27 protein-coding genes are annotated in these 21637 nt (G+C 60.7%); 10 read left to right on the forward strand and 17 right to left on the reverse strand.

Annotated elements, in window-relative coordinates; genetic code table 11:
• Nucleotides 1-50: 50 nt before the first annotated feature.
• From lysA to argH, 3 genes are read right to left on the reverse strand one after another with little or no spacing between them, the layout of a single operon-like run.
• Entirely contained in the window at nt 51-1298 is a 1248-nt protein-coding gene (lysA, locus tag ABJ076_RS02105) for a diaminopimelate decarboxylase (protein ID WP_348186820.1), read from the reverse strand.
• Nucleotides 1299-1340: 42 nt separating this feature from the next.
• Nucleotides 1341-1487, reverse strand: a complete 147-nt coding sequence (locus ABJ076_RS02110) for a hypothetical protein (protein ID WP_348186818.1) — start codon at nt 1485-1487, stop codon at nt 1341-1343.
• A gap of 23 nt (nt 1488-1510) precedes the next feature.
• Nucleotides 1511-2926 carry an argininosuccinate lyase gene (argH, locus tag ABJ076_RS02115; protein WP_348186816.1) on the reverse strand — a complete coding sequence of 472 codons (1416 nt, stop codon included), beginning with the start codon at nt 2924-2926 and terminating at the stop codon, nt 1511-1513.
• A 14-nt stretch (nt 2927-2940) separates the two neighbouring features.
• Between argH and ABJ076_RS02120 the strand changes: the two genes are divergently transcribed.
• Together ABJ076_RS02120 and ABJ076_RS02125 are read left to right on the forward strand one after the other, a co-directional pair.
• A complete protein-coding gene (locus ABJ076_RS02120) occupies nt 2941-3519 on the forward strand; it encodes a TlpA disulfide reductase family protein (RefSeq protein ID WP_348186814.1) in 579 nt (192 codons plus the stop codon).
• A gap of 52 nt (nt 3520-3571) precedes the next feature.
• Nucleotides 3572-4606: a TAXI family TRAP transporter solute-binding subunit gene (locus tag ABJ076_RS02125; protein ID WP_348186812.1), complete on the forward strand. Its 1035-nt coding sequence runs from the start codon at nt 3572-3574 to the stop codon at nt 4604-4606.
• Between the two features lie 90 nt (nt 4607-4696).
• Here ABJ076_RS02125 and ABJ076_RS02130 read toward each other — a convergent pair whose 3' ends face one another.
• From ABJ076_RS02130 to ABJ076_RS02155, 6 genes are all read right to left on the reverse strand, one after another.
• Complete coding sequence (locus ABJ076_RS02130) at nt 4697-4924, reverse strand: hypothetical protein (RefSeq protein WP_348186810.1); 228 nt, start codon at nt 4922-4924, stop codon at nt 4697-4699.
• Nucleotides 4925-5058: 134 nt separating this feature from the next.
• Nucleotides 5059-5934 (reverse strand): 3-hydroxybutyryl-CoA dehydrogenase, encoded by an 876-nt coding sequence (locus tag ABJ076_RS02135; RefSeq protein ID WP_348186808.1) that lies wholly within the window; start codon nt 5932-5934, stop codon nt 5059-5061.
• Between the two features lie 90 nt (nt 5935-6024).
• A complete protein-coding gene (locus ABJ076_RS02140) occupies nt 6025-6960 on the reverse strand; it encodes an FAD-binding protein (RefSeq protein ID WP_348186806.1) in 936 nt (311 codons plus the stop codon).
• Nucleotides 6960-7709: an electron transfer flavoprotein subunit beta/FixA family protein gene (locus ABJ076_RS02145; protein WP_348186804.1), complete on the reverse strand. Its 750-nt coding sequence runs from the start codon at nt 7707-7709 to the stop codon at nt 6960-6962. The genes ABJ076_RS02140 and ABJ076_RS02145 overlap by 1 nt, the downstream gene beginning before the upstream one ends.
• Before the next feature lie 125 nt (nt 7710-7834).
• Nucleotides 7835-8404, reverse strand: a complete 570-nt coding sequence (locus tag ABJ076_RS02150) for a cob(I)yrinic acid a,c-diamide adenosyltransferase (RefSeq protein ID WP_348186802.1) — start codon at nt 8402-8404, stop codon at nt 7835-7837.
• A gap of 39 nt (nt 8405-8443) precedes the next feature.
• Nucleotides 8444-8647: a twin transmembrane helix small protein gene (locus ABJ076_RS02155; RefSeq protein ID WP_348186800.1), complete on the reverse strand. Its 204-nt coding sequence runs from the start codon at nt 8645-8647 to the stop codon at nt 8444-8446.
• A gap of 277 nt (nt 8648-8924) precedes the next feature.
• On the opposite strand from ABJ076_RS02155, the gene ABJ076_RS02160 reads away from it, so the two are divergent.
• From ABJ076_RS02160 to ABJ076_RS02170, 3 genes are all read left to right on the forward strand, one after another.
• Nucleotides 8925-9635, forward strand: coding sequence for a J domain-containing protein (locus ABJ076_RS02160; protein ID WP_348186798.1), 711 nt, complete (start codon nt 8925-8927; stop codon nt 9633-9635).
• A 176-nt stretch (nt 9636-9811) separates the two neighbouring features.
• Nucleotides 9812-10129: a hypothetical protein gene (locus ABJ076_RS02165; RefSeq protein WP_348186796.1), complete on the forward strand. Its 318-nt coding sequence runs from the start codon at nt 9812-9814 to the stop codon at nt 10127-10129.
• Between the two features lie 28 nt (nt 10130-10157).
• A complete protein-coding gene (locus ABJ076_RS02170) occupies nt 10158-11006 on the forward strand; it encodes a DUF4743 domain-containing protein (RefSeq protein ID WP_348186794.1) in 849 nt (282 codons plus the stop codon).
• A gap of 20 nt (nt 11007-11026) precedes the next feature.
• Here the strand turns inward: ABJ076_RS02170 and ABJ076_RS02175 are convergent, their stop codons facing one another.
• Nucleotides 11027-11731 carry an SDR family oxidoreductase gene (locus tag ABJ076_RS02175; protein ID WP_348186792.1) on the reverse strand — a complete coding sequence of 235 codons (705 nt, stop codon included), beginning with the start codon at nt 11729-11731 and terminating at the stop codon, nt 11027-11029.
• Between the two features lie 102 nt (nt 11732-11833).
• On the opposite strand from ABJ076_RS02175, the gene ABJ076_RS02180 reads away from it, so the two are divergent.
• A complete protein-coding gene (locus tag ABJ076_RS02180; protein ID WP_348186790.1) occupies nt 11834-12727 on the forward strand; it encodes a LysR substrate-binding domain-containing protein in 894 nt (297 codons plus the stop codon).
• Nucleotides 12728-12742: 15 nt separating this feature from the next.
• On the opposite strand, the gene ABJ076_RS02185 is transcribed toward ABJ076_RS02180, so the two are convergent.
• On the reverse strand, nt 12743-13369 hold the full coding sequence (locus ABJ076_RS02185) for a gamma-glutamylcyclotransferase (protein WP_348186788.1): 627 nt from the start codon (nt 13367-13369) through the stop codon (nt 12743-12745).
• A gap of 35 nt (nt 13370-13404) precedes the next feature.
• Between ABJ076_RS02185 and ABJ076_RS02190 the strand changes: the two genes are divergently transcribed.
• The gene (locus tag ABJ076_RS02190) at nt 13405-14490 is read left to right on the forward strand and encodes a DUF2125 domain-containing protein (protein WP_348186786.1); all 1086 of its coding nucleotides are present in this window, start codon (nt 13405-13407) and stop codon (nt 14488-14490) included.
• Here the strand turns inward: ABJ076_RS02190 and ABJ076_RS02195 are convergent.
• The 5 genes from ABJ076_RS02195 to ABJ076_RS02215 form a co-directional block, all read right to left on the reverse strand.
• A complete protein-coding gene (locus ABJ076_RS02195) occupies nt 14467-15441 on the reverse strand; it encodes a prephenate/arogenate dehydrogenase family protein (RefSeq protein WP_348186784.1) in 975 nt (324 codons plus the stop codon). The two genes, ABJ076_RS02190 and ABJ076_RS02195, sit on opposite strands and share 24 nt — an antisense overlap.
• Nucleotides 15438-16580, reverse strand: a complete 1143-nt coding sequence (locus tag ABJ076_RS02200; protein WP_348186782.1) for a histidinol-phosphate transaminase — start codon at nt 16578-16580, stop codon at nt 15438-15440. Before ABJ076_RS02200 ends, ABJ076_RS02195 begins: the two co-directional genes overlap by 4 nt.
• A gap of 63 nt (nt 16581-16643) precedes the next feature.
• Complete coding sequence (locus ABJ076_RS02205) at nt 16644-17435, reverse strand: chorismate mutase (protein ID WP_348186780.1); 792 nt, start codon at nt 17433-17435, stop codon at nt 16644-16646.
• A gap of 212 nt (nt 17436-17647) precedes the next feature.
• Complete coding sequence (locus ABJ076_RS02210) at nt 17648-17932, reverse strand: putative quinol monooxygenase (RefSeq protein ID WP_348186778.1); 285 nt, start codon at nt 17930-17932, stop codon at nt 17648-17650.
• Nucleotides 17929-18711, reverse strand: coding sequence for a class I SAM-dependent methyltransferase (locus ABJ076_RS02215; protein WP_348186776.1), 783 nt, complete (start codon nt 18709-18711; stop codon nt 17929-17931). The genes ABJ076_RS02210 and ABJ076_RS02215 overlap by 4 nt, the downstream gene beginning before the upstream one ends.
• A gap of 125 nt (nt 18712-18836) precedes the next feature.
• Here ABJ076_RS02215 and gloB point away from each other — a divergent pair, with 125 nt between their 5' ends.
• From gloB to ABJ076_RS02230, 3 genes are read left to right on the forward strand one after another with little or no spacing between them, the layout of a single operon-like run.
• A complete protein-coding gene (gloB, locus tag ABJ076_RS02220; RefSeq protein ID WP_348186774.1) occupies nt 18837-19607 on the forward strand; it encodes a hydroxyacylglutathione hydrolase in 771 nt (256 codons plus the stop codon).
• 57 nt (nt 19608-19664) lie between these two features.
• Nucleotides 19665-20276 carry a glutathione S-transferase gene (locus ABJ076_RS02225; protein ID WP_348186772.1) on the forward strand — a complete coding sequence of 204 codons (612 nt, stop codon included), beginning with the start codon at nt 19665-19667 and terminating at the stop codon, nt 20274-20276.
• 7 nt (nt 20277-20283) lie between these two features.
• Nucleotides 20284-20727 carry a cupin domain-containing protein gene (locus ABJ076_RS02230; protein WP_348186770.1) on the forward strand — a complete coding sequence of 148 codons (444 nt, stop codon included), beginning with the start codon at nt 20284-20286 and terminating at the stop codon, nt 20725-20727.
• Between the two features lie 14 nt (nt 20728-20741).
• On the opposite strand, the gene ABJ076_RS02235 is transcribed toward ABJ076_RS02230, so the two are convergent.
• The gene (locus ABJ076_RS02235) at nt 20742-21635 is read right to left on the reverse strand and encodes an EamA family transporter (protein WP_348186768.1); all 894 of its coding nucleotides are present in this window, start codon (nt 21633-21635) and stop codon (nt 20742-20744) included.
• Nucleotides 21636-21637: the final 2 nt, after the last annotated feature.

Genomic DNA, 21637 nt, shown 5'->3' on the forward strand with positions numbered 1-21637 from the left:
GAGACGAACGCCCCGGTCAAGCCTGCGACAGGTCAGCTAGCCCGGCCGGACTACTCTTCAAGAGCCAGCATTTCATCGAGCGTCTGACGCCGGCGGACAACTTTGTAGCTGTCACCGTCGACCAGAACTTCCGGCACGAGCGGCCGCGAGTTGTAGTTCGAACTCATGACGGCACCATAGGCACCCGCCGATTTCAACACGATAAGATCCCCGTCACTGATCTTGCCGAGACGACGGCCCCGGGCCAGATAATCTCCGCTTTCGCAGATCGGACCGACGATATCGGCCAGACTGTCTTCCTCATCGGCACCTGTTTCGGCAACGGTGACAATGTCGTGATGTGCCTCATAGAGGGTCGGGCGGATGAGATCGTTCATGGCGCCGTCGACGATGACGAAGCGCCGTGCACCGCCCTGCTTCACGAACATCACCCGCGTCATGAAATAGCCCTCGTTACCGACCAGATAGCGGCCCGGCTCGACCGAGAGCCGGCAATCGAGATCGCCAACCGTGTCCTTCACGATCTCCGCATATTCGTCGAGATCCGGCGGGGCGCTGCCATCATAGGAAATGCCGATACCGCCACCAAGATCGAGGTGATCGACCTTGTAGCCCTGCTGGCGAAGATTGAGTGTCATGCCGCGCAGCCGGTCATAGGCCGCTTTGTAGGGCGTGACATCCATCAGCTGAGAGCCGATATGGACCGACATGCTGCTGAGGCTGATATTTTCCAGTTCGGCCGCGAGCGCAAACATGTCCGGCGCCCGTTCGATATCGATACCGAACTTGTTTTCCTTGCGGCCGGTCGTGATCTTCGCGTGGGTCTTGGCATCGACATCCGGATTGACCCGGATCGCCGCCGGCGCGATCACGCCCTTGGAGGCGGCAACCTGATTGAGAAGCCGGAGTTCGTTTTCAGATTCGACGTTGAACTGATGAATGCCCGCATCCAGAGCGGCCGCCATCTCGTCCGCCGTCTTTCCGACACCAGCGAAAACGATCTTGTCCGCTGCGACACCGGCCCGAAGGCTGCGCTGCAGCTCGCCACCGGACACCACATCCATACCAGCGCCCAATTCGCCGAACAGACGGATCACCGCAAGGTTCGAATTGGCTTTCAGAGCGTAGTAGATCGAGACAGGAAGACCGGAGAGCGCCTTTTCCAGAGCGCGATATCGCCCGATCATTCCGGCCTTGGAATAAACGTAGACGGGGCTGCCCACTTCGTCGGCGATACGCGCGAACGGAACCTGCTCAACAGTCAGGGCGCCGTCCACATAGGAGACTTGCTCACTCATTTCATCAAACTTTCGGTCGGGTAACGTATTCTGGCTAACGCGTTATTGCGTCGGATAGGTGCGCGGGAAACCGGAGGATTGTCCGGAGGGCGGTTTGAGGCTGCCCTTCTTGCCGCACGCGGCCTGGCTCAGCGCCAGACCTGCGAACAGGACCGCAAGCAATCCAAACCGGGTCATCCGTTTCAACATCGTACCTCTCCCCTGTCCGTGCGTCAGCCGAGGAACCGGTCGCGGGCACGGGCGACCTGTTCACGCACATTGTCCGGCGCGGTTCCGCCGTAGCTGGTCCGGCTCGACACCGAGGCATCAACCGTCAACACATCGAACACACCTTCCGTGATGCCCGGCTCAACCGCCTGCATCTCCGCAAGGCTGAGATCTTCTATACCGCAGCTCTTGTCCTCGGCCAGCTTCACAATGGTGCCAGTGACATGATGAGCCTGGCGAAACGGCATGCCCGCCGCACGGACCAGCCAGTCGGCAAGATCGGTTGCGGTCGGGAAACCGTCCTTCAGGGAGGCCCTCATGGGCTCCGCATTAGCCTTCATGTCGCGGACCATGCCCGCAGTCGCCGCGATGCAGAGACCAAGAGAATCAACCGCGTCGAACACGGGCTCCTTGTCTTCCTGCATGTCCTTGCCATACGCGAGCGGCAGGCCCTTCATGACGATCAGCAGCGCATTGAGATCGCCGATGATCCGGCCGGACTTCGCCCGCACCAGCTCGGCCGCATCGGGGTTACGCTTCTGCGGCATGATCGAGCTGCCGGTGGTGAAGGCATCGGACAGCGTGATGTAATTGAACTGCGCACTGGTCCAGATCACGATCTCTTCGGCCAGACGTGAGAAGTGTGTGGCGCAGATCGACATGGCGGATAGGAACTCGAGCGCGAAGTCCCGATCGGACACCGCATCGAGCGAGTTCGCCGCAGGACGTGCAAAGCCGAGCGCTTCCGCCGTCTTGTGCCGGTCGATCGGGAAGGACGTGCCGGCCAGCGCCGCGGCGCCGAGCGGACATTCGTTCATCCGCTCCCGGCAATCCCTGAAACGGCCGAGGTCACGGCCGAACATCTCGACATAAGCCAGAAGATGGTGCCCGAAGGTAACCGGCTGCGCCGTCTGCAGGTGTGTGAAGCCCGGCATCACCACATCGGCATTGCGCTCGGCCTGGTCGACCAGCGCCTGGATCAGCCCCGTCAGGCTCTCATCGACAGAGTCGAGCGCGCCACGCACCCAGAGCTTGAAATCGGTCGCCACCTGATCGTTTCGGGAGCGTGCCGTGTGCAACCGTCCCGCCGCATCGCCAATCAGCTCGGCCAGACGGTTCTCCACATTCATGTGGATATCTTCCAGCGCGCGCGAGAATTTGAAGCTGCCATCACGGATTTCTGAGTCGATTTGCTCTAGACCCAGACGGATTGCCTTACCATCTTCTGCACTAAGCACCCCTTGGGCCACGAGCATCTCGGCATGGGCAATAGAACCCTGGATGTCCTGGGCCGAGAAGCGCTTGTCAAAACCGATCGAAGCGTTGATCTCTTCCATGATCGCCGCAGGTCCGGATGCGAAGCGTCCGCCCCAGATCGTGCTGGCGCCGTCGTTCTTGGGGTCGTTGTGCCGTTTGTTCATTAGGGAGTTGCCCGGTGTCTTGGATTTCATCAGTAGCGGTCAGGAAAACAATACTCGCCAGCCTCGCCGCAGCTTTCCTGGCCGCGAGCGCCGGTTCCGCCAAAGCCGAGCCCCCGCTGGTAGGCGACATGGTCAAGTTCGTGCCCAGCGCCGGGGACCGGACAGCGCCGGACACCCCCTTCATAAGCGCCACGGGCGATGCCATCAAGCTGGACTCGTATCGCGGGAAGACTGTTCTGCTGAATTTCTGGGCCACATGGTGCGCGCCCTGCGTCAAGGAGCTACCGGCTCTTGATCGATTGAACGCCGAACTCGGGTCTGAACTGGGGGACGACAGGTTCGAAGTGTTGCTGGTTTCGATCGATCGCGGCGGCGCCCATGTGTTCGAGCCTTTCCTGGAAAAACTCGGAATCAAAAGCCTTGCATCTGCCGCCGACCAGAAAACCGCGCTTTTGCGGGCCTTCAAGGCGCCGGGCCTGCCGACCAGCTTCCTGATTGCCGCCGATGGCACGATCAAGGGCCGGTTGGTTGGGGATGCGGAATGGGATTCTGCAGCTGCGAAAGATCTGATTAACTATTATGCGTCAGAATGATAGTCGTTATAGATAGTTCGATTACCCACCGCCTGACCAAGTCCGGAAGACGATGACGCAGATCCCCCGCCCGTACTTCATCCTGATTGTCATGATTCAGGCTGCGGTACTCGCGGGGAGCGGAATCATCGGCAGCAAGCCCGCCTCCGCCCAGAATCAGATGATTTTCTTCCAGATCGCCACCGGTGGTGTGGACGGAACCTATTATCCCCTTGGCACGACAATAGCGAATGCCATCTCCCGGCCGCCGGGCTCGCCGCCCTGCAAGGAGGGCGAGGAGTGCGGGGTGAAAGACCTCGTGGCCGCCGCTCAGAGTTCCAGCGGTTCGGTCGATAATGTGAATGCCGTGGAAAGTGGACGGATTAACTCGGCCTTCGCCCAGGCAGACATTGTCTATGCCGCTTATTCCGGTACCGGACCGTTCGATGGCCAGAAACCGATGACCAAGCTGCGCGGCCTGGCGCACCTCTATCCCGAGGTGCTGCATGTGCTCGCGCGGAAGGCGGCGAAAATCACCGGCGTCAAGGATCTGGTCGGAAAGAGGGTTTCCATCGATGAGCCCGGCTCGGGGCTTCTTGTTATGGTGCGGGATATTTTCTCTGCCTACGGCATCGGTGAGAACCAGATGATCGCGTCCTACCTGAAACCGGGGCCGGCGCTGGATATGCTCGCCCGGGACGAGATGGATGCCCTGTTCCAGATTTCCGGCATGCCAAGCCAGCTTGTCGCAACCACCGCAGAAAATCGTGATGTCGATCTGCTGACATTGAACGGCCCGCCGATCGGCAAATTGCTCGACACGCACCGCTTCCTGACACGGTACACCATTCCGGCAGGCACATATCAGGGTGTGGGAGAGGTGGAAACACTCTCCGTCGGCAGTCAGTGGATTGTCTCGGAAACTCTTCCCGAGCAACTGGTGTACGATATCTGCCGCGCGCTCTGGAACAAGAACACCCGGAAAGTCCTGGACGACGGCCATCCCCAAGGCCGCAACGTCAAACTCGAGTCCGCACTAAATGGTATCGCTATCCCACTGCACAGCGGGGCAGAGCGCTGTTATCGTGATCTCAGTGTCTTGCAATAGCAGGAGAGGCACGGAGAAACCGGTACCGTGACAAAGTCACTTCAAACCGGCCGCCTGGTCCCCCGAAAACAGCGCGTCTAGCCTGCTCTGTCAGTGCACCGAGAACGTGTGGGCTTCGTTGATCGCGTGCCCTTTTATGCGCTTGCGCGTATGGAGATCGAGGTTGTCAAAGCGCTGTTGCGCAAAGATAAGGTCAATCGCTCTTCCCGAATTGAGGGCAGCATTAAGCGCGTCCGCGACATGATTTTCGCGTCCGGCAATATCCGCCACTGAAATCTGGAGAAGCCGCAGTGCCTTTTCGGCAACCGATACGGTCATGGTCCAATCCTTCCTTCTAAAGGATATTTACTCCCTACCGTTTTGGTAGGTTCGAGAGTTATAGATAAAATTTTATCGAATTACAAGGAGTTTTCTGCCTATCCGGCAAAATGTGCCGGGCCGAGCTGCGCGGCTCAGCGGGTCGGCACCGGCTCATCGCCGGAATAGTCATAGAAACCGCGGCCCGTCTTGCGACCGAGCCACCCTGCTTCGACATACTTCACCAGCAGCGGGCATGGCCGGTACTTGCTGTCCGCCAGCCCATCATAGAGTACATGCATGACGGCAAGGCAGGTATCGAGACCGATAAAGTCGGCGAGCTGCAAAGGGCCCATCGGATGATTGGCGCCGAGCTTGAGCGCTGTATCGATGGAACGCACCGAGCCGACACCTTCATACAGCGTGTAAATCGCTTCGTTGATCATCGGCATCAGAATGCGGTTCACGATGAAGGCCGGGAAATCTTCTGCCACGGACACGGTCTTGCCCAGCGCCAGGGCCAGGGCCTCGACCGCTTCGAACGTATCCTGCTCAGTGGCAATCCCCCGGATCAGCTCAACAAGCTGCATGGCCGGTACCGGATTCATGAAATGCATGCCAATGAAGCGGCCCGGGCGGTCCGTAACAGCCGCCAGACGGGTAATCGAAATCGAGGAGGTGTTCGTTGCGATAAGTGCATCGGCCGAGAGATGCGGCACCAGCGCCTTCAGGATCTCACGCTTGATCGACTCATCCTCGGTCGCCGCTTCGACGACGAGGTCGCAATCCCCGAAAATACTGTAGTCGGTACTTGTAGAAATCCGGGCAAGGGCCGCGCTCACATCGCTGTCGCCAACCTTGCCGCGCGACGCCTGGCGGTGCATGTCCCGCTCGATCTTTTCCTTGGCTTCGGCAAGCCGGGAGTCGTCCAGATCAAGCAGCCGGACATCAAAGCCCGAAAGCGCGCAGACATGGGCAATACCGCCGCCCATCTGTCCAGCTCCGATCACACCGATCGTGCGCAAATCCATATTCCTTCTCCCCGGCCATTCCGGGCGGTCGCACAGGGCCGGCCGGTGACGGGCAGCATGGGACGCCCGTCACCGCTTGGCTGTCAAGTATTAGCCGTCCAGTTCCTTGCTGAGAGCCGGAACGGCCTCGAACAGGTCAGCGACGAGGCCGTAATCGGCGACCTGGAAGATCGGCGCTTCCTCGTCCTTGTTGATGGCGACAATGACCTTGCTGTCTTTCATACCGGCAAGATGCTGGATCGCGCCGGAGATACCGACAGCGATATAGAGATCCGGCGCCACGACCTTACCGGTCTGACCGACCTGATAATCGTTCGGCACGAAACCCGCATCGACAGCGGCGCGCGAGGCACCGACGGCGGCGCCGAGCTTGTCAGCGACATCTTCCAGCATGGCGAAATTCTCGCCGTTCTGCATACCGCGACCGCCGGAGATAACGATCTTGGCTGAGGTCAGCTCCGGGCGTTCCGAGCTGCTAAGCTCAGCACCAACATAGCTGGTCAGACCGGAATCGCCCTTGGCATCGGCGGCTTCAACAGCGGCAGAACCGCCCTCGGAAGCAGCGGCATCGAACGCCGTGGTCCGCACGGTGATGACTTTCACCCCGTCGGAGGACTTCACCGTGGCCATCGCGTTACCGGCATAGATCGGACGCACGAAGGTGTCGGCATCGACAATGCCGGAGATCTCGGAGATCTGCTGCACGTCGAGCAGGGCCGCAGCACGCGGCAGCACGTTCTTGCCGAAGCTGGTGGCCGGGGCCAGGACGTGGCTGTAACCGGCGGCGAGAGCCACCACCAGCGGCGCAACGTTCTCCGCAAGGCCATTGGCGTATTCCGCAGCATCCGCATGGAGAACCTTGGAAACACCGGCGATCTTGGCGGCAGCGTCCGCAGCGGCAGAAGAGCCGCTTCCGGCCACGAGAACCGTTACGTCGCCGCCGATCTCGGCAGCGGCGGTCACGGTGTTCAGGGTGGCGGGGGCGATTTCCGAACTATCGTGTTCGGCAACGACGAGAACGCTCATCAGATCACCTTTGCTTCAGTACGCAGTTTCGAAACCAGCTCGGCGATGTCGGCGACCTTGACGCCTGCTTCGCGCTTGGCCGGCTCTTCCACCTTCAGAGTTTCGAGGCGCGGCGCCGGATCGACACCAAGATCGGCCGGCGACATCTGGTCGATCGGCTTCTTCTTCGCCTTCATGATATTCGGCAGCGAGGCATAGCGCGGCTCGTTCAGACGAAGGTCCGTCGTCACGATCGCGGGCAGCTTGAGAGTGATGGTCTCGAGTCCACCGTCAATCTCACGCGTGACCTTTGTTTCGCCATCGCCCATTTCGATCTTCGAAGCAAAGGTCGCCTGGCCCCAACCGAGCAACGCGGCCAGCATCTGACCAGTCTGGTTGGCATCGTCATCGATGGCCTGCTTGCCCAGGATCACGAGTTCCGGCTGTTCCTTGTCGACCACGGCCTTCAGCATCTTGGCGACGGCCAGCGGCTCCAGGTCGCCATCATGCAGCACATGGATACCCCGGTCGGCGCCCATGGCGAGCGCGGTACGGATGGTTTCCTGGCACTGCTGGGCGCCCAGCGATACGGCGATAACCTCGGTCGCGGTCCCGGCTTCCTTGAGGCGGATCGCCTCTTCGACGGAAATCTCGTCGAACGGATTCATGGACATCTTGACGTTGGCGAGCTCGACCCCGGTCTGGTCCGCTTTCACACGAACCTTGACGTTGTAGTCGATGACCCGTTTGACGGGTACGAGAACCTTCATGGCGACCCCGGTATAGATTTCAGTTTCAATAGCGGCACACGGTCATAGGCGAAGCGTTTTTCGCCTGTCAAGCTGACGCCGCCGCCTTATGCCCTTTATCCGACATCCGGCAACGTGGCGGCTTTTCAGCGATTTTTACCCGGAACCCATAGCACATCGCCTGCTCCGTCATCATTGATATGCCGAGCAAGCACGAACAAATGGTCCGATAGACGATTGATAAACTTGATAGCATCCGCACTGACAGCCTCTTCTTCGGCCAATGCGGTCATGGCCCGTTCCGCTCGTCGCGCCACTGTGCGCGCCAGGTGCAGATAGGCCGCGGCAGGCTTGCCGCCCGGCAAAATAAAAGAATCCAGCGGCTTCAGCTTCTCATTCATCGCATCGATCTCGCGCTCGAGGCGCTCGACCTGTGCAACATCGATGCGAAGCGGCGTCCATTTCGGGTTTTCCTGCTCCGGCGTTGCCAGATCGGCACCAAGATCGAAGAGATCGTTCTGAATCCGGGCCAACATCGGATCGATCTCCGGATGCCCGTCCGTATGCAGCCGGGCAAGACCGATAACGCTGTTCGCCTCATCGACCGTACCATAGGCTTCAGGACGGAGCGCATGCTTCTTGACCCGGGTTCCATCCCCCAGAGACGTCTCACCGGCATCCCCGCCGCGGGTATAAATTTTGGTTAGCCGAACCATCTGAACGCCCCCGAAACTATTTTATCCAGAGCCGTTGCGTCAGCGGCTAATGGCCAATGCGATCATGAAGATAACAACCGCAACGAATTGAAATAAAACGCGATATCGCATCAGCTTATTTGAGCGCTGCGGGGCGTCAGTGCCGCCGCGGGCCATGGACACAAGGCCGCCGAAGAGCGTGCCAAGCACGAGCAGCAGCGAACAGGCCATCAGGATGATTACAAAAACGTTCATGAGCCCCATATAGAACGCAGAGCTACGATTGACCAGTGCCGAAGGGTTATGGCGGCAATCCGCCACAGCACAAAAGCGAAACGATTTGATGCAAATGCTGTCTAATTCCGATCCAAAATTTACCCAATGTTAAGTAATCGGACCGAGATCGAAACAGATTTAACATTTCGTAACTCCGTTATGAGTTGATTCACCCCCTTTTTCCGAAATACACTTCCTGAGTGGCCCCAAGATTTGCTATTCGAAGCCCGTGAACCCCAATTTGTAGTAGGATACCCGCTTCCAGATGCCTGACGATTCAGCCCTCAATTATGCAACCGCAAACCACAAAAATGACGCGATTTCAATTAATTACAAGAAGAGTCAGTCCTACATCGTCCCCTGCTCGAGCAGTTTTCGCGACCGTGTAACAGCATTTGCAGATTCACAAGGCGCCAGCGTTGCCGATCTGGCGCGCAGTGTGTTCCTTCTGGTGCCAAACGAGACCGTGATGGCAACTGACGATCCGGGAGAGCCCGCGCCGGACGACCGGGAAGTGGTCAAACTCCAGTCCGGACCGTCGAAAGGCCGCACTCTGCGCCGGAAACCGCGTTTGCAGCTTCGCCTGCCGATCGGCTACGATATTGCCCGCCTGCGCCGCGCCCTGTCTCTTGCGCTGAAAATGGCCGATGGCGAGAAGATGCTCAGCGTCGAGTCAGCAGATGACCGGAAAAAACGCAGCGACGACCAGGTTGCCCGCACACGACTTGAAGAAGATATCGAACAATTACAGCGTATTATCGGCGATCTCGCCTTCGAGCCACTGCGCGAGGGAATATCCAGCCGGAGTGAGGCACTGCACGTCATGGGCTTCGCGCCGACAGCCGTGCCGGATCAGAAAGCCATCCGCGGACGGTATCGCCGACTGGCGCTGGTGTTCCATCCGGATTCCCCATTCGGCGACCATCAGCGCATGAGCCAGCTCAATGAAGCTCTGGAGAAACTGACCCGCGCTTGACGCCGGGGCTCTTGACGGTTCTCCTGGGGCACAATAGGTTCTGTTTCATGATGAATTACGCATTCCGGCGTCTGGCCGGTCGAATTATCGGGCGAATTAGCACCCCGGTCCTCTGATGGGGCCGGGCACCTTGCTATTTTCTCTTATTCGACCCCCAAAGCCGGAGTGGTTTTGTCATGCAAGACGTTGTTGCGTCTCAGTCTTTTCTCCCAGGTTCTTCCGAAGCCCACACCGAAACGGATGTCACCGCCTGCTTTTCCGTTCAGGCCGTCGCGGATCCTTCAGTCATGCCGCGCGTCCTCGAGCTGTTTGCCAAGCGCGGCCTGATTCCTGCTCGCTGGCACAGCGATCTCGGCGGCCGGCGCCGGGACGAGCTGACCATCGACCTTCAGGTCCAGGGCCTGACCGACTCCCAGCGCGACCATACGGCGGCCATCCTGCGCGGCATGGTCTACGTCACGTCTGTGCTGGTATCGGAAAAGCGTTACTCCTGATCCAACACGCCGGCGGAAAGGTCTGCCGGTGAGCGGATATCTGCACTATCTGAAGGTCTGCAATGCCTTTAATCCGGCCGATTATCGTCCCTGGTCGATTTCCGGAGCGCTGATCGGACAAGTCCGCCATCCGGTGGCCGGTCACCTGACCGGGTTAGGCTTTGCAGAACAGGACGGCGTCCTCACGCTTCCGCCGGCTTCCTTCGAGGAGCTGAGCGGAACCCTGGAGACAGCGGCCAACGGATTGCGCGCGGCCGGTCTCGCGGCAAAGCCCCGGGACGAGCTTTACCCGCTGCTCGCCCATCCGGACAGCGCACCTCTGGCTGCGCTTGACCGAGGCGCTGCCACCGAATTCGGCATCCTGAACCGTGGCTTTCACCTGAATGGCATTGTCCGGCGCGTTGACGGGACGTTCATGTGGGTCGCCCGGCGTGCCCGCAACAAGTCGACCTATCCCGGCAAGCTGGACAACATGGTCGCAGGCGGCCACCCACTCGGCATCTCGCCCTTCGACAATCTGTTGAAGGAATGCCACGAGGAAGCCGGCATTCCGCCGGAGATCGCCGCGACAGCGCGCCCGACCGGCACCATCAGCTACCAGATGGCCGTTCCCGCAGGCCTGCGGCGGCACATGTTCTACACCTACGACCTGGAACTCGATCCGTCCTTCATCCCGCAGCCGCTCGATGGCGAAGTCGAAAACTTCGAGCTGTTGCCCATCGGCCAGGTCATGGAGATCGTCGAGAACGATCCGGACGCCTTCAAATACAACTGCAACCTCGCGATCATCGACTTCCTGGTCCGGCATGGCTTCATCGCGCCGGACCATCCGGATTATTTCGAAATCGCATCGGGATTGCGCCAGCCGCTCTTCTGATCAGCCAGCCGCTGTTCTGCTCAGACGGAACGGGTGACACCACCGTCGATCCGGAGGTTCTGGCCGGTCATGTAGCCGCCATCGTTGGATGCGAGCCAGGAGACCAGCGAGGACACTTCCTCGGCGCGGCCATAACGTCCGAGTGGGATACGCGCCTTGCGATCATCGGTTTCGGGCAGACTGTCGATGAAGCCCGGAAGAACGTTGTTCATCCGGATATTGTCCGCCGCATAGCGGTCCGCGTAGAGCTTGGAGAATGCGGCCAGACCGGCCCGGAACACACCGGATGTCGGGAATAGCGGGTCTGGCTCGAAAGCGGCGAAGGTCGAGATATTGATGATCGTGCCGCCGCCCTGCGCCTGCATGAGCGGCGTTACCAGCCTGGTCGGGCGAACGACGTTCAAGAGATAGACCTCCATCCCGTCGTGCCAATCCTCGTCGGAGATGTCCAGGACAGGGCCTTTTGGGCCATGCCCCGCCGAGTTCACCAGCACATCGACCCGCCCCCAACGCTCGACGGCACCATCGACCAGACCCGTTAAATCCTCGACAGACCGGTTCGAGCCGGTCACGCCGAAGCCGCCCAGCTCTTTGGCAAGGGCTTCACCCTTACCCGATGAAGACAGAATGCCAACGCGAAATCCGTCTGCCGCCAACCGGCGCGCGGCATCTGCGCCCATTCCACTGCCACCGGCCGTGACCAGTGCGACTTTTTCTACAGCCATTGGATTTTTCCTTCGAAAGAATTTTCCTACTGGATCATTATATGCGGAGAATCTAAGGCATGATCCAGCCAGTTCCTCTGCCACATGAAAGTAGAAAATCTATTGACTGAAAAACTCCACCTTCCACCAGTCAATGCACTGAAAGCCTTCGACGTCGCCGGGCGACACCTGAATTTTCGTGCCGCCGCGGAAGAGCTGGGAGTTTCCCAGGGCGCCGTCGCGCAACAGATTCGCGGCCTTGAGGCGCATCTCGCCCTCAAGCTGTTCGACCGGCATTCCAAGGGGCTTGCCTTCACGGCCGAGGGACGCGGCTATCACCAGCAGGTCAGCGCCGCCTTCGCCATGCTGCAAGAAGCAACGCTCCGGCTCGCCCCCACGCCTTCCAAGGTGACGATCAGTGTCACTCCGACCTTCGCCGCCAAATGGCTGATACCGAACTTGCCAAACCTGACCGCCCTCCACCCGGAGATCGACCTGCGGGTACTCGCAACCGATAGCGTGCTGAGTTTTCATGGTGACGGTATCGACCTTGCCATTCGTCAGGGAGCGCCACCCTTCGGGGCAGCGATCGACGCACGGTTATTGTTCCACAGCGACATTGTCGCGATTGCCGCTCCAACCTTTGTGCAGGGGCGAGACCTGCCGCTCGCGGCACATGCCTTCGGTGAACTCCCCCTCCTGCAGGACATGCATGATCTGTGGCCCGCGTTTCTGCGCGACGTTCTTGGAGTCAGAGACTGGGTCGGAAAGAACAGACTGAGTTTCAGCCAGACATCGCTTAGCATTGATGCTGCGCTGGCCGGTCAGGGCATTGCCCTGGCCAGCCGGTTTCTGGTGGAGCAGGATTTCCTGGCCGGACGTCTGGTCGAGGTTGCAGGCGGCTCTTTCAATGGCGGGCGGGACTTTCATCTGCTCGCACAAAAGAACGCCACCCGGCGCCAGGCCGTCACAGCCGTGATGGAATGGCTCCTCGGCAAGAGCGAGGTGCAAAGCTGAAGAGTCAAATGCCGGTCAGATTGCGGTTTCCGGCCGGACGCCCGGATGGTTCGCCGGGTGGGCGGGCGGCCCTTCCGGCGCGGGCGGGGTCTCAAGGTCGCCTGCCAGCATGGCATCCACCGTCTTGAGCAAGGCGCCCAGCCTCCGGTCCGGCATCCCGAGATCGACCAGATGGGCCACCGTGTTGACCAGATAGTCCCGGCACGGGCCTGCGGTTCCGACGCCCTGAATGACGAGGGCCGCCCGTTGTTCCACAGTCAGGTCCGCTGCATATTGCGCATGGGTACGGTCCACGACATAAGACTGGGCCACGACGCGACGCCCGGACACACCTTCAATGACCGGCAGATGGCGGGGATCGTAAATACCGGTGATCATTTCCCGTTCGTGCAGATAAGCCAGCGCCGCATCCCTGTTTCCCGGCGCGATCCGGTAGGCAATGCCGCGGCAAGACCCGCCGCGGTCAAGACCAAGCACCAGTCCTGGCCGCTCCGGCGTGCCACGATAACGATGCGACCAGACACAGAAATCGCGATGATATCCATTGAGACGGACCGGTAGCCGCTCCACATAGTCGAAGCCCGGCCGCCACATCAGCGAGCCGTAGCCGAAAACCCATAGATCGTCGCTCTCGGTAGTCATATCTTTCGGGACACTCGGGAAGTAATTTGCATCAGATGACGAACCAGATAACCACACCTCCGGCACGGCACAAGAGCCCGCGACGCATCGGTACCGTTCTTTCCTTCGTTGTGGCGCTCGCCGTGCTGACCTATGTCGGCAACTGGTTCGCGGCAGCCTTCTGGCTGGAAGGTCGGATTGAGGACTGGGCCGTAGCGGAACGCGCCAAGGGGAACGAGGTCACTTTCGGCACATTGAGGTTCGAGGGCTTTCCCTTCGAAATGAGCATTCTTGCGCCTGACGTGCTCTATCGGCGTGACCGAGACGCCGTAATCGAAACAGCGGCGGCCGACCGGCTGCGGCTCTCTGCCAAACCGTGGGCACCCCTCGATCTGACGCTGACGGCGGAGAATGGCCTGACCGCAGTCCAAAAAGCCCCCGCACAAGGCACCACCGTGACCCTCACATCGGCGCCGGACACCAAGATCAATGCCCGTTTCTTCAGTTCAGGCATGCTGGAGCATGCACGGCTGAGCACTGCAAGCGGCCGGCTCGTCTCGCAACGGAACGGAGACCCCGTGGGCCCGCGCGAAGCGGCCCGGCTCGGCGCAACAATCGCGACCCTCGATCAGGCCGACGGCATTGTCAGTCACACGGATGCGGCGGCCGTCGTGAGCCTCACTACCGCCCGCCTGGAAACGCCTGCCCTGAAGCAGCTCGGCACAGCCGCCGACCATGCACGGTTCTCTCTTGAGGCCACTCTGCGCGGCGCACTTTCCGGCACCGATGCAACGGATCTCGCGCTCTGGCGGGATACCGGCGGAACCGTCGATATAGACCACTTCACGCTATCGCTCGACCCGGTTGCGCTGAAACTCAACGCGACACTTGCATTGGATCAGCTGCTCCGGCCGGAAGGTGCGGGCACCCTGGAGATCAAGGGGTTCGACGAGGCCATCGAAGATCTCATCAAAGCCGGACATCTGAAACGGGACGCAGCAGAAGTCGCCCGGCTTGTGCTCGGGGCCTTCAGCCGCAACAGCGGCGCAAACGGAACCAGGGTTGTCAGCGTACCGGTCGCGGCACAGAACGGACGGGTTAGCGCCGGTCCCTTCACCCTATTCCGGTTTCCCGCTTTCTAAGTCCGGATCTTCGCCATTGGCGTCCGGTCCCCAGGGGTTGGTGCCTTCCTGATGCGCTTCGACAACGCTGCGCCGGATATCTCGCGTTCGGTCGAAAAACTCATAGAGCTTGTCGCCCTCACCCCACCGGATCTGCCTCTGCAAGGCCGTCAGATCCTCGGTAAAGCGCTGCAGCATTTCCAACACCGCTTCCTTATTGTTCAGGAAAATGTCGCGCCACATCGTCGGATCTGAGCCCGCTATTCGGGTGAAGTCCCGGAAACCGCCGGCGGAGAACCGGATCACGTCCTGCCGTTCCTGCTCCTCAACATCGAAGGCCGTGCCGACGATTGTGTAGGCGATCAGATGGGGAAGATGGGAGGTCAGTGCCAGCACCTTGTCGTGATAGGCCGCATCCATCACCTCAACGATGGCGCCGACACGTGACCACAGCGCCTCGACCTTCGCCGTGGCTGCGGTGTCAGCCCCCTCCTCCGGCGTCAGCAGCCAGAAGCGGCCCCGGAAAAGCTCGGCAAAACCGGCATCGGGACCTGATTTCTCCGACCCGGCGACCGGGTGACCGGGCACGAAATGCACGCCTTCGGGAACCAGTGGTGCCACATCACGCACCACAGCCAGTTTCACCGAACCAATATCTGTTAGAACTGCACCTTGTTCGAGATGTGGTGCGATTTCGGACATGATCGCGGCGTACGCGCCGACCGGCGCACAAAGGACAGCACCGTCAGCACCAGTCACGGCCTCTCCGGCGCTCTCATGCACACTGTCGACGATGCCGAGCTCCAGCAACCGCGCCCGGACCGCCGGGTCACGGTCAAAAGCCGCAAGATGCCTGGCTCCGTTGCCTGCCTGCTGCACGGCGCGGGCAATGGAAGAGCCGATATTACCAACGCCGATCAGCGCAAGCCGCTTAAAGACAGGCTCGTCCTTGGGAAGGTCCACAGCGCTCATGACGCTGGCCTTTCCTTGCCGAGAAAGTCCGCGAGCGCATCGACCACATCGTGCATCTCATCGCCTGTACCGATGGAGAGCCGCACCGTGTCGGGCACGCCATATCCGCCCATCTCCCGCACTAAAATATTACGCTCGGCAAGAAATGCGCGGGCCGCTGCGGCATCTCGGCCTTCCTCTTCAGGAAAACGCAGCAGCAGGAAGTTCGTCACGGTCGGGAGCGCCTCGAGGCCAAGCTCAGTGAACTTCTCCACGCTCCAGGGCAGCCAGCGGTTGTTGCTCTCGACAACTGCCTCCTGAAAGGCCAGATCCTCGACAGCGGCGATTCCGGCGGCAATTGCCAGCGAGTTAACGCCGAACGGCTGCTTGATGCTTTCCAGCGTCGCGGCGATGTCCTTCGGCGCATAGGCCCAGCCGAGCCGGAGACCGGCCATGCCATAGAGTTTCGAGAAAGTCCTCAGCATCACGACATTGTCATGCGCCTCGACCAGCTCGATACCACTGTCGAAATCGTTCTTCGTTACGTATTCGCAATAGGCGGCATCCATCACCAGCAGAATATCGTCCCGCAGACTGGCCCGCAGTCGTTTCACTTCATCCTGCGGGATGTAGGTGCCCGTCGGGTTATTCGGATTGGCCAGAAACACCATGCGGGTGCGGTCGCTAACGGCGGCAAGAATAGCATCGACGCTGACCGTGTAATCGTCATCCGGCGCCATCACCGGCACACCGCCCGCGATCCGGGTTGCCATCGGGTAGACGAGGAAGCCGTATTGGGTGTGGATCGCCTCATCGCCCGGCTCAAGATAGGCGAGGCACAGTGTCTGGATCAGCTCGTCGGAGCCACAACCGAAAACGATCCCCGCCGGGTCAATCCCGTTACGCTTGGCCACGGCCTCGGTCAGCCGGCTGGCGGCAACGGCCGGGTAGCGATGCAGGTCCGGATCGGCAGTACGCATGGCCGTGAGTGCCTTCGGACTCATGCCGAGGGCGCCTTCGTTGGCGGACAGGCGGATCACCCGCCCAGGCTTGCTCGCGCCGCCATGGTTCGGCGTGTAGCTGACCATGGTCGCGATGGAGGATTTCGGTTTGATAGCCGATGTCTTGTTACGGGACGGTGTCTGATTGCTGGAAGACATGATTTTATCAGTTCAAATAGCGTATAGGGAGATCGGATCCGGGTCCGGCGGCGGGCCGAAAAATCAGCCGGCGTGAACCGGGACCGCGTAAGCACCGATGCGGTAATAGGGCACCTCGCCTTCGCGGCCGCCCAGATGTCGCTCCAGACCTTCCGGGACCTCCAGGAACCCGTCCTGCTCAATCAGCCGGTAGCCGTCGCCTTCATCGATCACATTGCCCGCGATCTCAACGCCGGCGCGCACCGCGAACAGCGTCTTGTCCTCACCCGAGGCTTCCGGCTCCTGCCCCGCGACGATGAAGGCGTCGCCGGCAAAACCGTTGATCCCGGCAGCGGCGCCTGTCTCGCAAAAAGGAAGCCGCGCAATGATGCGCGGCGTCGCCAGACCGGTTCTGTCGGAAACCAGCTGCGGCCACCATCGTGCAGACGTCATCGGAAAGCCGGGCAGCACGCCCAGTGTCGCCGAGCCGTCTGCGACCGCAACCAGCACAGCTTCGGCACTGTCCATACGCTCGATCGTGGCCGAGATGCCGCAATGGTCCCGCGCCAGGTCGTAGACCTTCTCCGCGCCCTCCGGCAGATAGACTGCGGCATGCACGTGGGTCTGCATGTTGAGGTTAGCACTCAGGATTTCGCGCCAGAACCGGATCAGCGTCGGAATGTTCAGATAGGATTCGTTACGCTCAACGAGACGGCGGATGATCTGCGCCTCGCGGCCCGGACGGAAATAGGGACCGCGATCGCCGCCCTTGGCATCCGCGACCTGCTTGCCGATCTCGACGCGACGCATCAACAGATCGTGCAAAGCCACGTCGATCCCGTCGATCTCCCGCCTCAGATCATCAAGCGTGCTCACCGGTCCAGCCTTCCAATCGAACCCCGAACGGGTCCGTCCGGACCCGGAAAAACGATAATGCCAGAGAGTCGAACTCCCGGCGCGGCGGCTAGCAATAGCCGTGGCAGACGCCGAATTCAAGCGGACTGAGAACCACTTGGCGGAAATCGGGACAGCTGTCGCCGGTTAAATGCCTGATCAACTGTCCCGTATGTTTGAGAACTATTTCACAGTCAGGCGATCTGGTCGCAGATCGCCAGCACCCGTTCCTTGACCAGCGGCGTGGAGAATTCCCGGAAGTCAGCCATGAAATCGGCCGCTTTGTGTTCTTCGAACGCCGCCATGTCGGTATAGGTTTCCCAAAGCTGGTAAGCTCCTGGGTTTTCCTGGTCCCGGGCGACCAGAAAGCCTTTGCAACCTTCCTGGGTGAGGCTGTTGGCGGCGTGCTGCTTCAGACGCGCTTCGAAAGCTGCGGCATCACTTTCGGCAACAACCAGTTTCACGGCAATCACGATCATTTCGGTTTCCTCCTCTGTAAATTTTCAGCAATACGGCCATGACCGCCGGCTGAGTTCAGGGCTGTCGCCCGACGCCTGGGCATCGGCAACAGTTGTCTGATTTTCACAGCCCGTCCCTTTGGCCGGGCATAGATCTGTTTCGTTGCCTCGATCAGTACCACACCGGAGAACCGGTTGAACCAGCGCTCACCGAGTTTTTCCACGGCGGAGGCTGAACGCAGCAGGAGTGGCGAATTCGAGGGCGGCATATAGAGCGCGTGCGCGGTCAGCGAGGGCGCGAACATGTTGTCTTTCAGCAAACGCGAAAGCTGCGAGGGGGAATAGGGGTGGCCGTGTCCAAAGGGAGTGCGGTCGAGCCGAGCCCAGATGCCGCGCCGATTCGGCACAACGACCAGCAGCCTGCCATTCCCGGCCAGCACCCGCCAGATCTCCTGCAGCATGGGCCGCAATTGCTCGGTGCATTCCAGAGCATGGACCAGCAGTACACGATCAACGGAAACGTCCTGCAGCGGCAGCTCGGCCTCGTCGGACAGACAGACCAACCCCTTGCCCTCGCGCGGCCAGTGCAGCACGCCCTGCTGGGACGGCATCACCGCGATCACCCGCTCCGCCTCGTCCCGGAACGGGCGCAGAAACGGCGTCGCGTAGCCGAGCCCGAGCACAGTTTCGCCCTTGGTACTCGGCCATAGCTCACGGATACGGCGACGGATCATCCGCCGGGCTACCTGCCCGACGCGCGTGCCATAAAAATCCCAGAGATCGACTGCATCGTTGAACATGTTCCATACCGGCAGTTCACATGTCGCGAAGGGATCATAGTCGTCCGCTTGGCCGCGTCAAAAGGTTGATGCTACGGTCCGGTCAGCGTTTTCACGATGCCCCATCGATTCCAAGGAGCGAAGCAATGGCCCGTCTCGAAGTGGTGCTGGTCCCCGCCAGATCCGACAATTACGTCTATCTGCTGCATGACGCGGATAGCGGCGCGACCGCCGTTGTCGATCCCGGCGAAGCCGCCCCAGTGATCGCAGCACTTGAAGCGCGTGGATGGAAGCCGAGCCATATCATCAACACCCACCATCACGGCGACCACATCGAAGGCAACGACGCCGTACGGGCCAAATATGGCTGCACCCTGGTCGGGCCGAAATCGGAGACGGCGCGTATTTCCGGCATGGACGTGACGCTGGCCGAAGGAGATGCGTTCGAGTTCGCAGGACACAAGGCGGAAATCTTCGAGACGCCGGGACATACGCTGGGCCATATCGCCTTCTTCTTCCCGGATTCGGATATCCTGCTCTCCGGCGACACGCTCTTCGTGCTTGGCTGCGGCCGGGTCTTCGAAGGAACGATGGAGCAGATGTGGGGCTCGCTGAAAAAACTGCGCGCCCTGCCAGCCTCGACCCGGATCTATTGCGGCCACGAATATACCCAGTCGAACGCCCGCTTTGCGCTCTCGGTCGATGGCGGCAATGCCAAGCTGAAAGCCCAGGCGGAGGCGATCGACAAAGCCCGGGCCGATGGTAAACCCACAGTGCCGTCAACGCTCGGCGACGAGCTGGAGACGAACCCGTTCCTGCGTGCGGACGATCCGGCGCTGGCCGCCGCCATCGGCATGGCGGGCGCAGATCCGATTGCGGTCTTCACCGAAGTGCGGCATCGCAAAGACAATTTCTAAGCCCATATTCAGGGCAACCGGCTCACCGAGCCGGGGTATCCAAGGGAGCGAACATCAATGAAACTGTTTTATGCACCGGCATCCCCCTTCGTCCGGAAGGTCCTCGTCTTCATCAAGGAACTCGGGCTTGAGGACAAGGTCGAGTTGGTCAAGATCTCGACCACGGTGGTTGACCAGAACGCGGAACTCGCCGCCAGCAACCCAGTCACCAAGATCCCAACCCTGGTGATGGATAACGGCAAGGGCCTGTTCGATTCCCGTGTCATCACCGCCTATCTCGATTCTCTCGTCTCCTCGCAGTCCTTCTATCCCGCTGAAGGCGAGGCACGCTGGGACGTGCTGTGCATGGAAGCACTGGCGGACGGCCTGATGGATGCCGCCGTGAACAACCGCTACGAGCGCGGCATGCGCCCGGCCGAGAAGCAGTGGGACGCCTGGAGCGACGGCCAGGTGAAGAAGGTCCATGGCGCGCTGAAGGCGCTCGACGGCATGGCGTCCTCCTTCGGCGACAGGATCGATGCCGGCCTCGTCGGTGCGGGCTGTTCCTGTGGCTATCTCGACTTCCGCTATCCAGATCTCGGCTGGCGCGAAAACTATCCGGCACTCGGCGCCTGGTACGCCAAGTTCTCGGAGCGCAAGTCGATGCAGGAAACCCAGACGCCGTCCTGATCCAGACATGAGCACATCCGACTGGAAAGCCATCGTCGCAAAACTCGGGATGCAGCCGCATCCCGAGGGCGGCTATTACGCTGAAACCTGGCGCGATGCGCCGGATGACGGCAGCCGGGGCACGATGACCCAGATCTATTACCTGCTGCCGGTCGGGGAAGTCTCCGCCTGGCACCGGGTCACCGACGCCACCGAAATCTGGCATCATTATGCAGGCGCACCGCTTGTCCTGACTCTGTCGCCGAACGGCCATGACGCGGAAGCACACCACCTTGGACCAGATGTCCTGGCAGGCCAGAAACCGCAGGTCGTTGTGCCAGAAGGTTGGTGGCAAGCAGCGGAAAGCCTCGGGGAATGGACGCTGGTCGGCTGCACCGTAGCACCCGCTTTCGATTTTTCCGGCTTCGAAATGGCCCCGCCCGACTGGCGGCCGACCCCACGCGGTAGCTAAGAGGCCTCGATCGATTACCGCGTGCGGCGCCGGAAAATCATGTCCCGTGAGGCCAGTACAGCACCGCCGACAATCAGCAGACAGGCCAAGGCGACCACCCCTGTGAAGGGAGTCATTCCGACCGCGATGAGCAGGATTGTCGAGAGCAACGGTGCCGCGTAGGACGACGCGCCAAGCGCCTGGATATCGCCGCGTTTCACACCGTAATCCCAGGTGAAGAAAGCGCCGCCCACCGGCCCCAGTCCAAGCAGGGCGACAGCGCCCCATTCCAGCATGCCGTCCGGCCAGACCGTCTCCTCGAATATCAGATGACAAATCACGCCAAGCAAAGCCGCGACGGCGCAAAAGCCGCCGACAGCCTCGGTCGGAACGGAACCGAAACGGCGGGACAGGACTGAGTATCCGGACCAGGTGACCGCGCAAATACAGGCCGCGCCATAACCGAAGCTGTAACGCGGATCGAGTTCCAGGCTCTGACCACGCGTCACCAGCAGGGCCGCACCGCCTAGCCCGAGCAACGCGCCCGCGACATGAAACCAGCGCAACCGCTCACCCGGCAGCAGGGCCGAGAAGATAACGATCAGCAAAGGCCAGAGATAGGCGATCAGGCTGGCCTCGACGGTAGGGGCGTTATCGATCGCGACGAAATAGAAGAAATGGTAGCCGAACAGCCCCCCGACTCCGAGCAGCCAGACCATCGGTTTCTGACGCATATAGCTGAGCGGGTTCTGCCCGCGTACCAGCCAGAAAACGCAGGCGATCAGGGTCGCTATCGCGAAACACATGGCGAGAAGCTGGAACGGCGGTACCTTGCCGGTCAGCGCTGTGAAAAGGGCCAACGCGGCCCACATGAGCACTGCGGTAAAGCCGATGGCCGTCGCCTTCAGGCGCGTTGCACGCTGATCCACGA

This window comes from Nisaea sp., assembly GCF_039990255.1.
In the GTDB taxonomy this organism is placed as follows: Bacteria; Pseudomonadota; Alphaproteobacteria; order Thalassobaculales; family Thalassobaculaceae; genus Nisaea.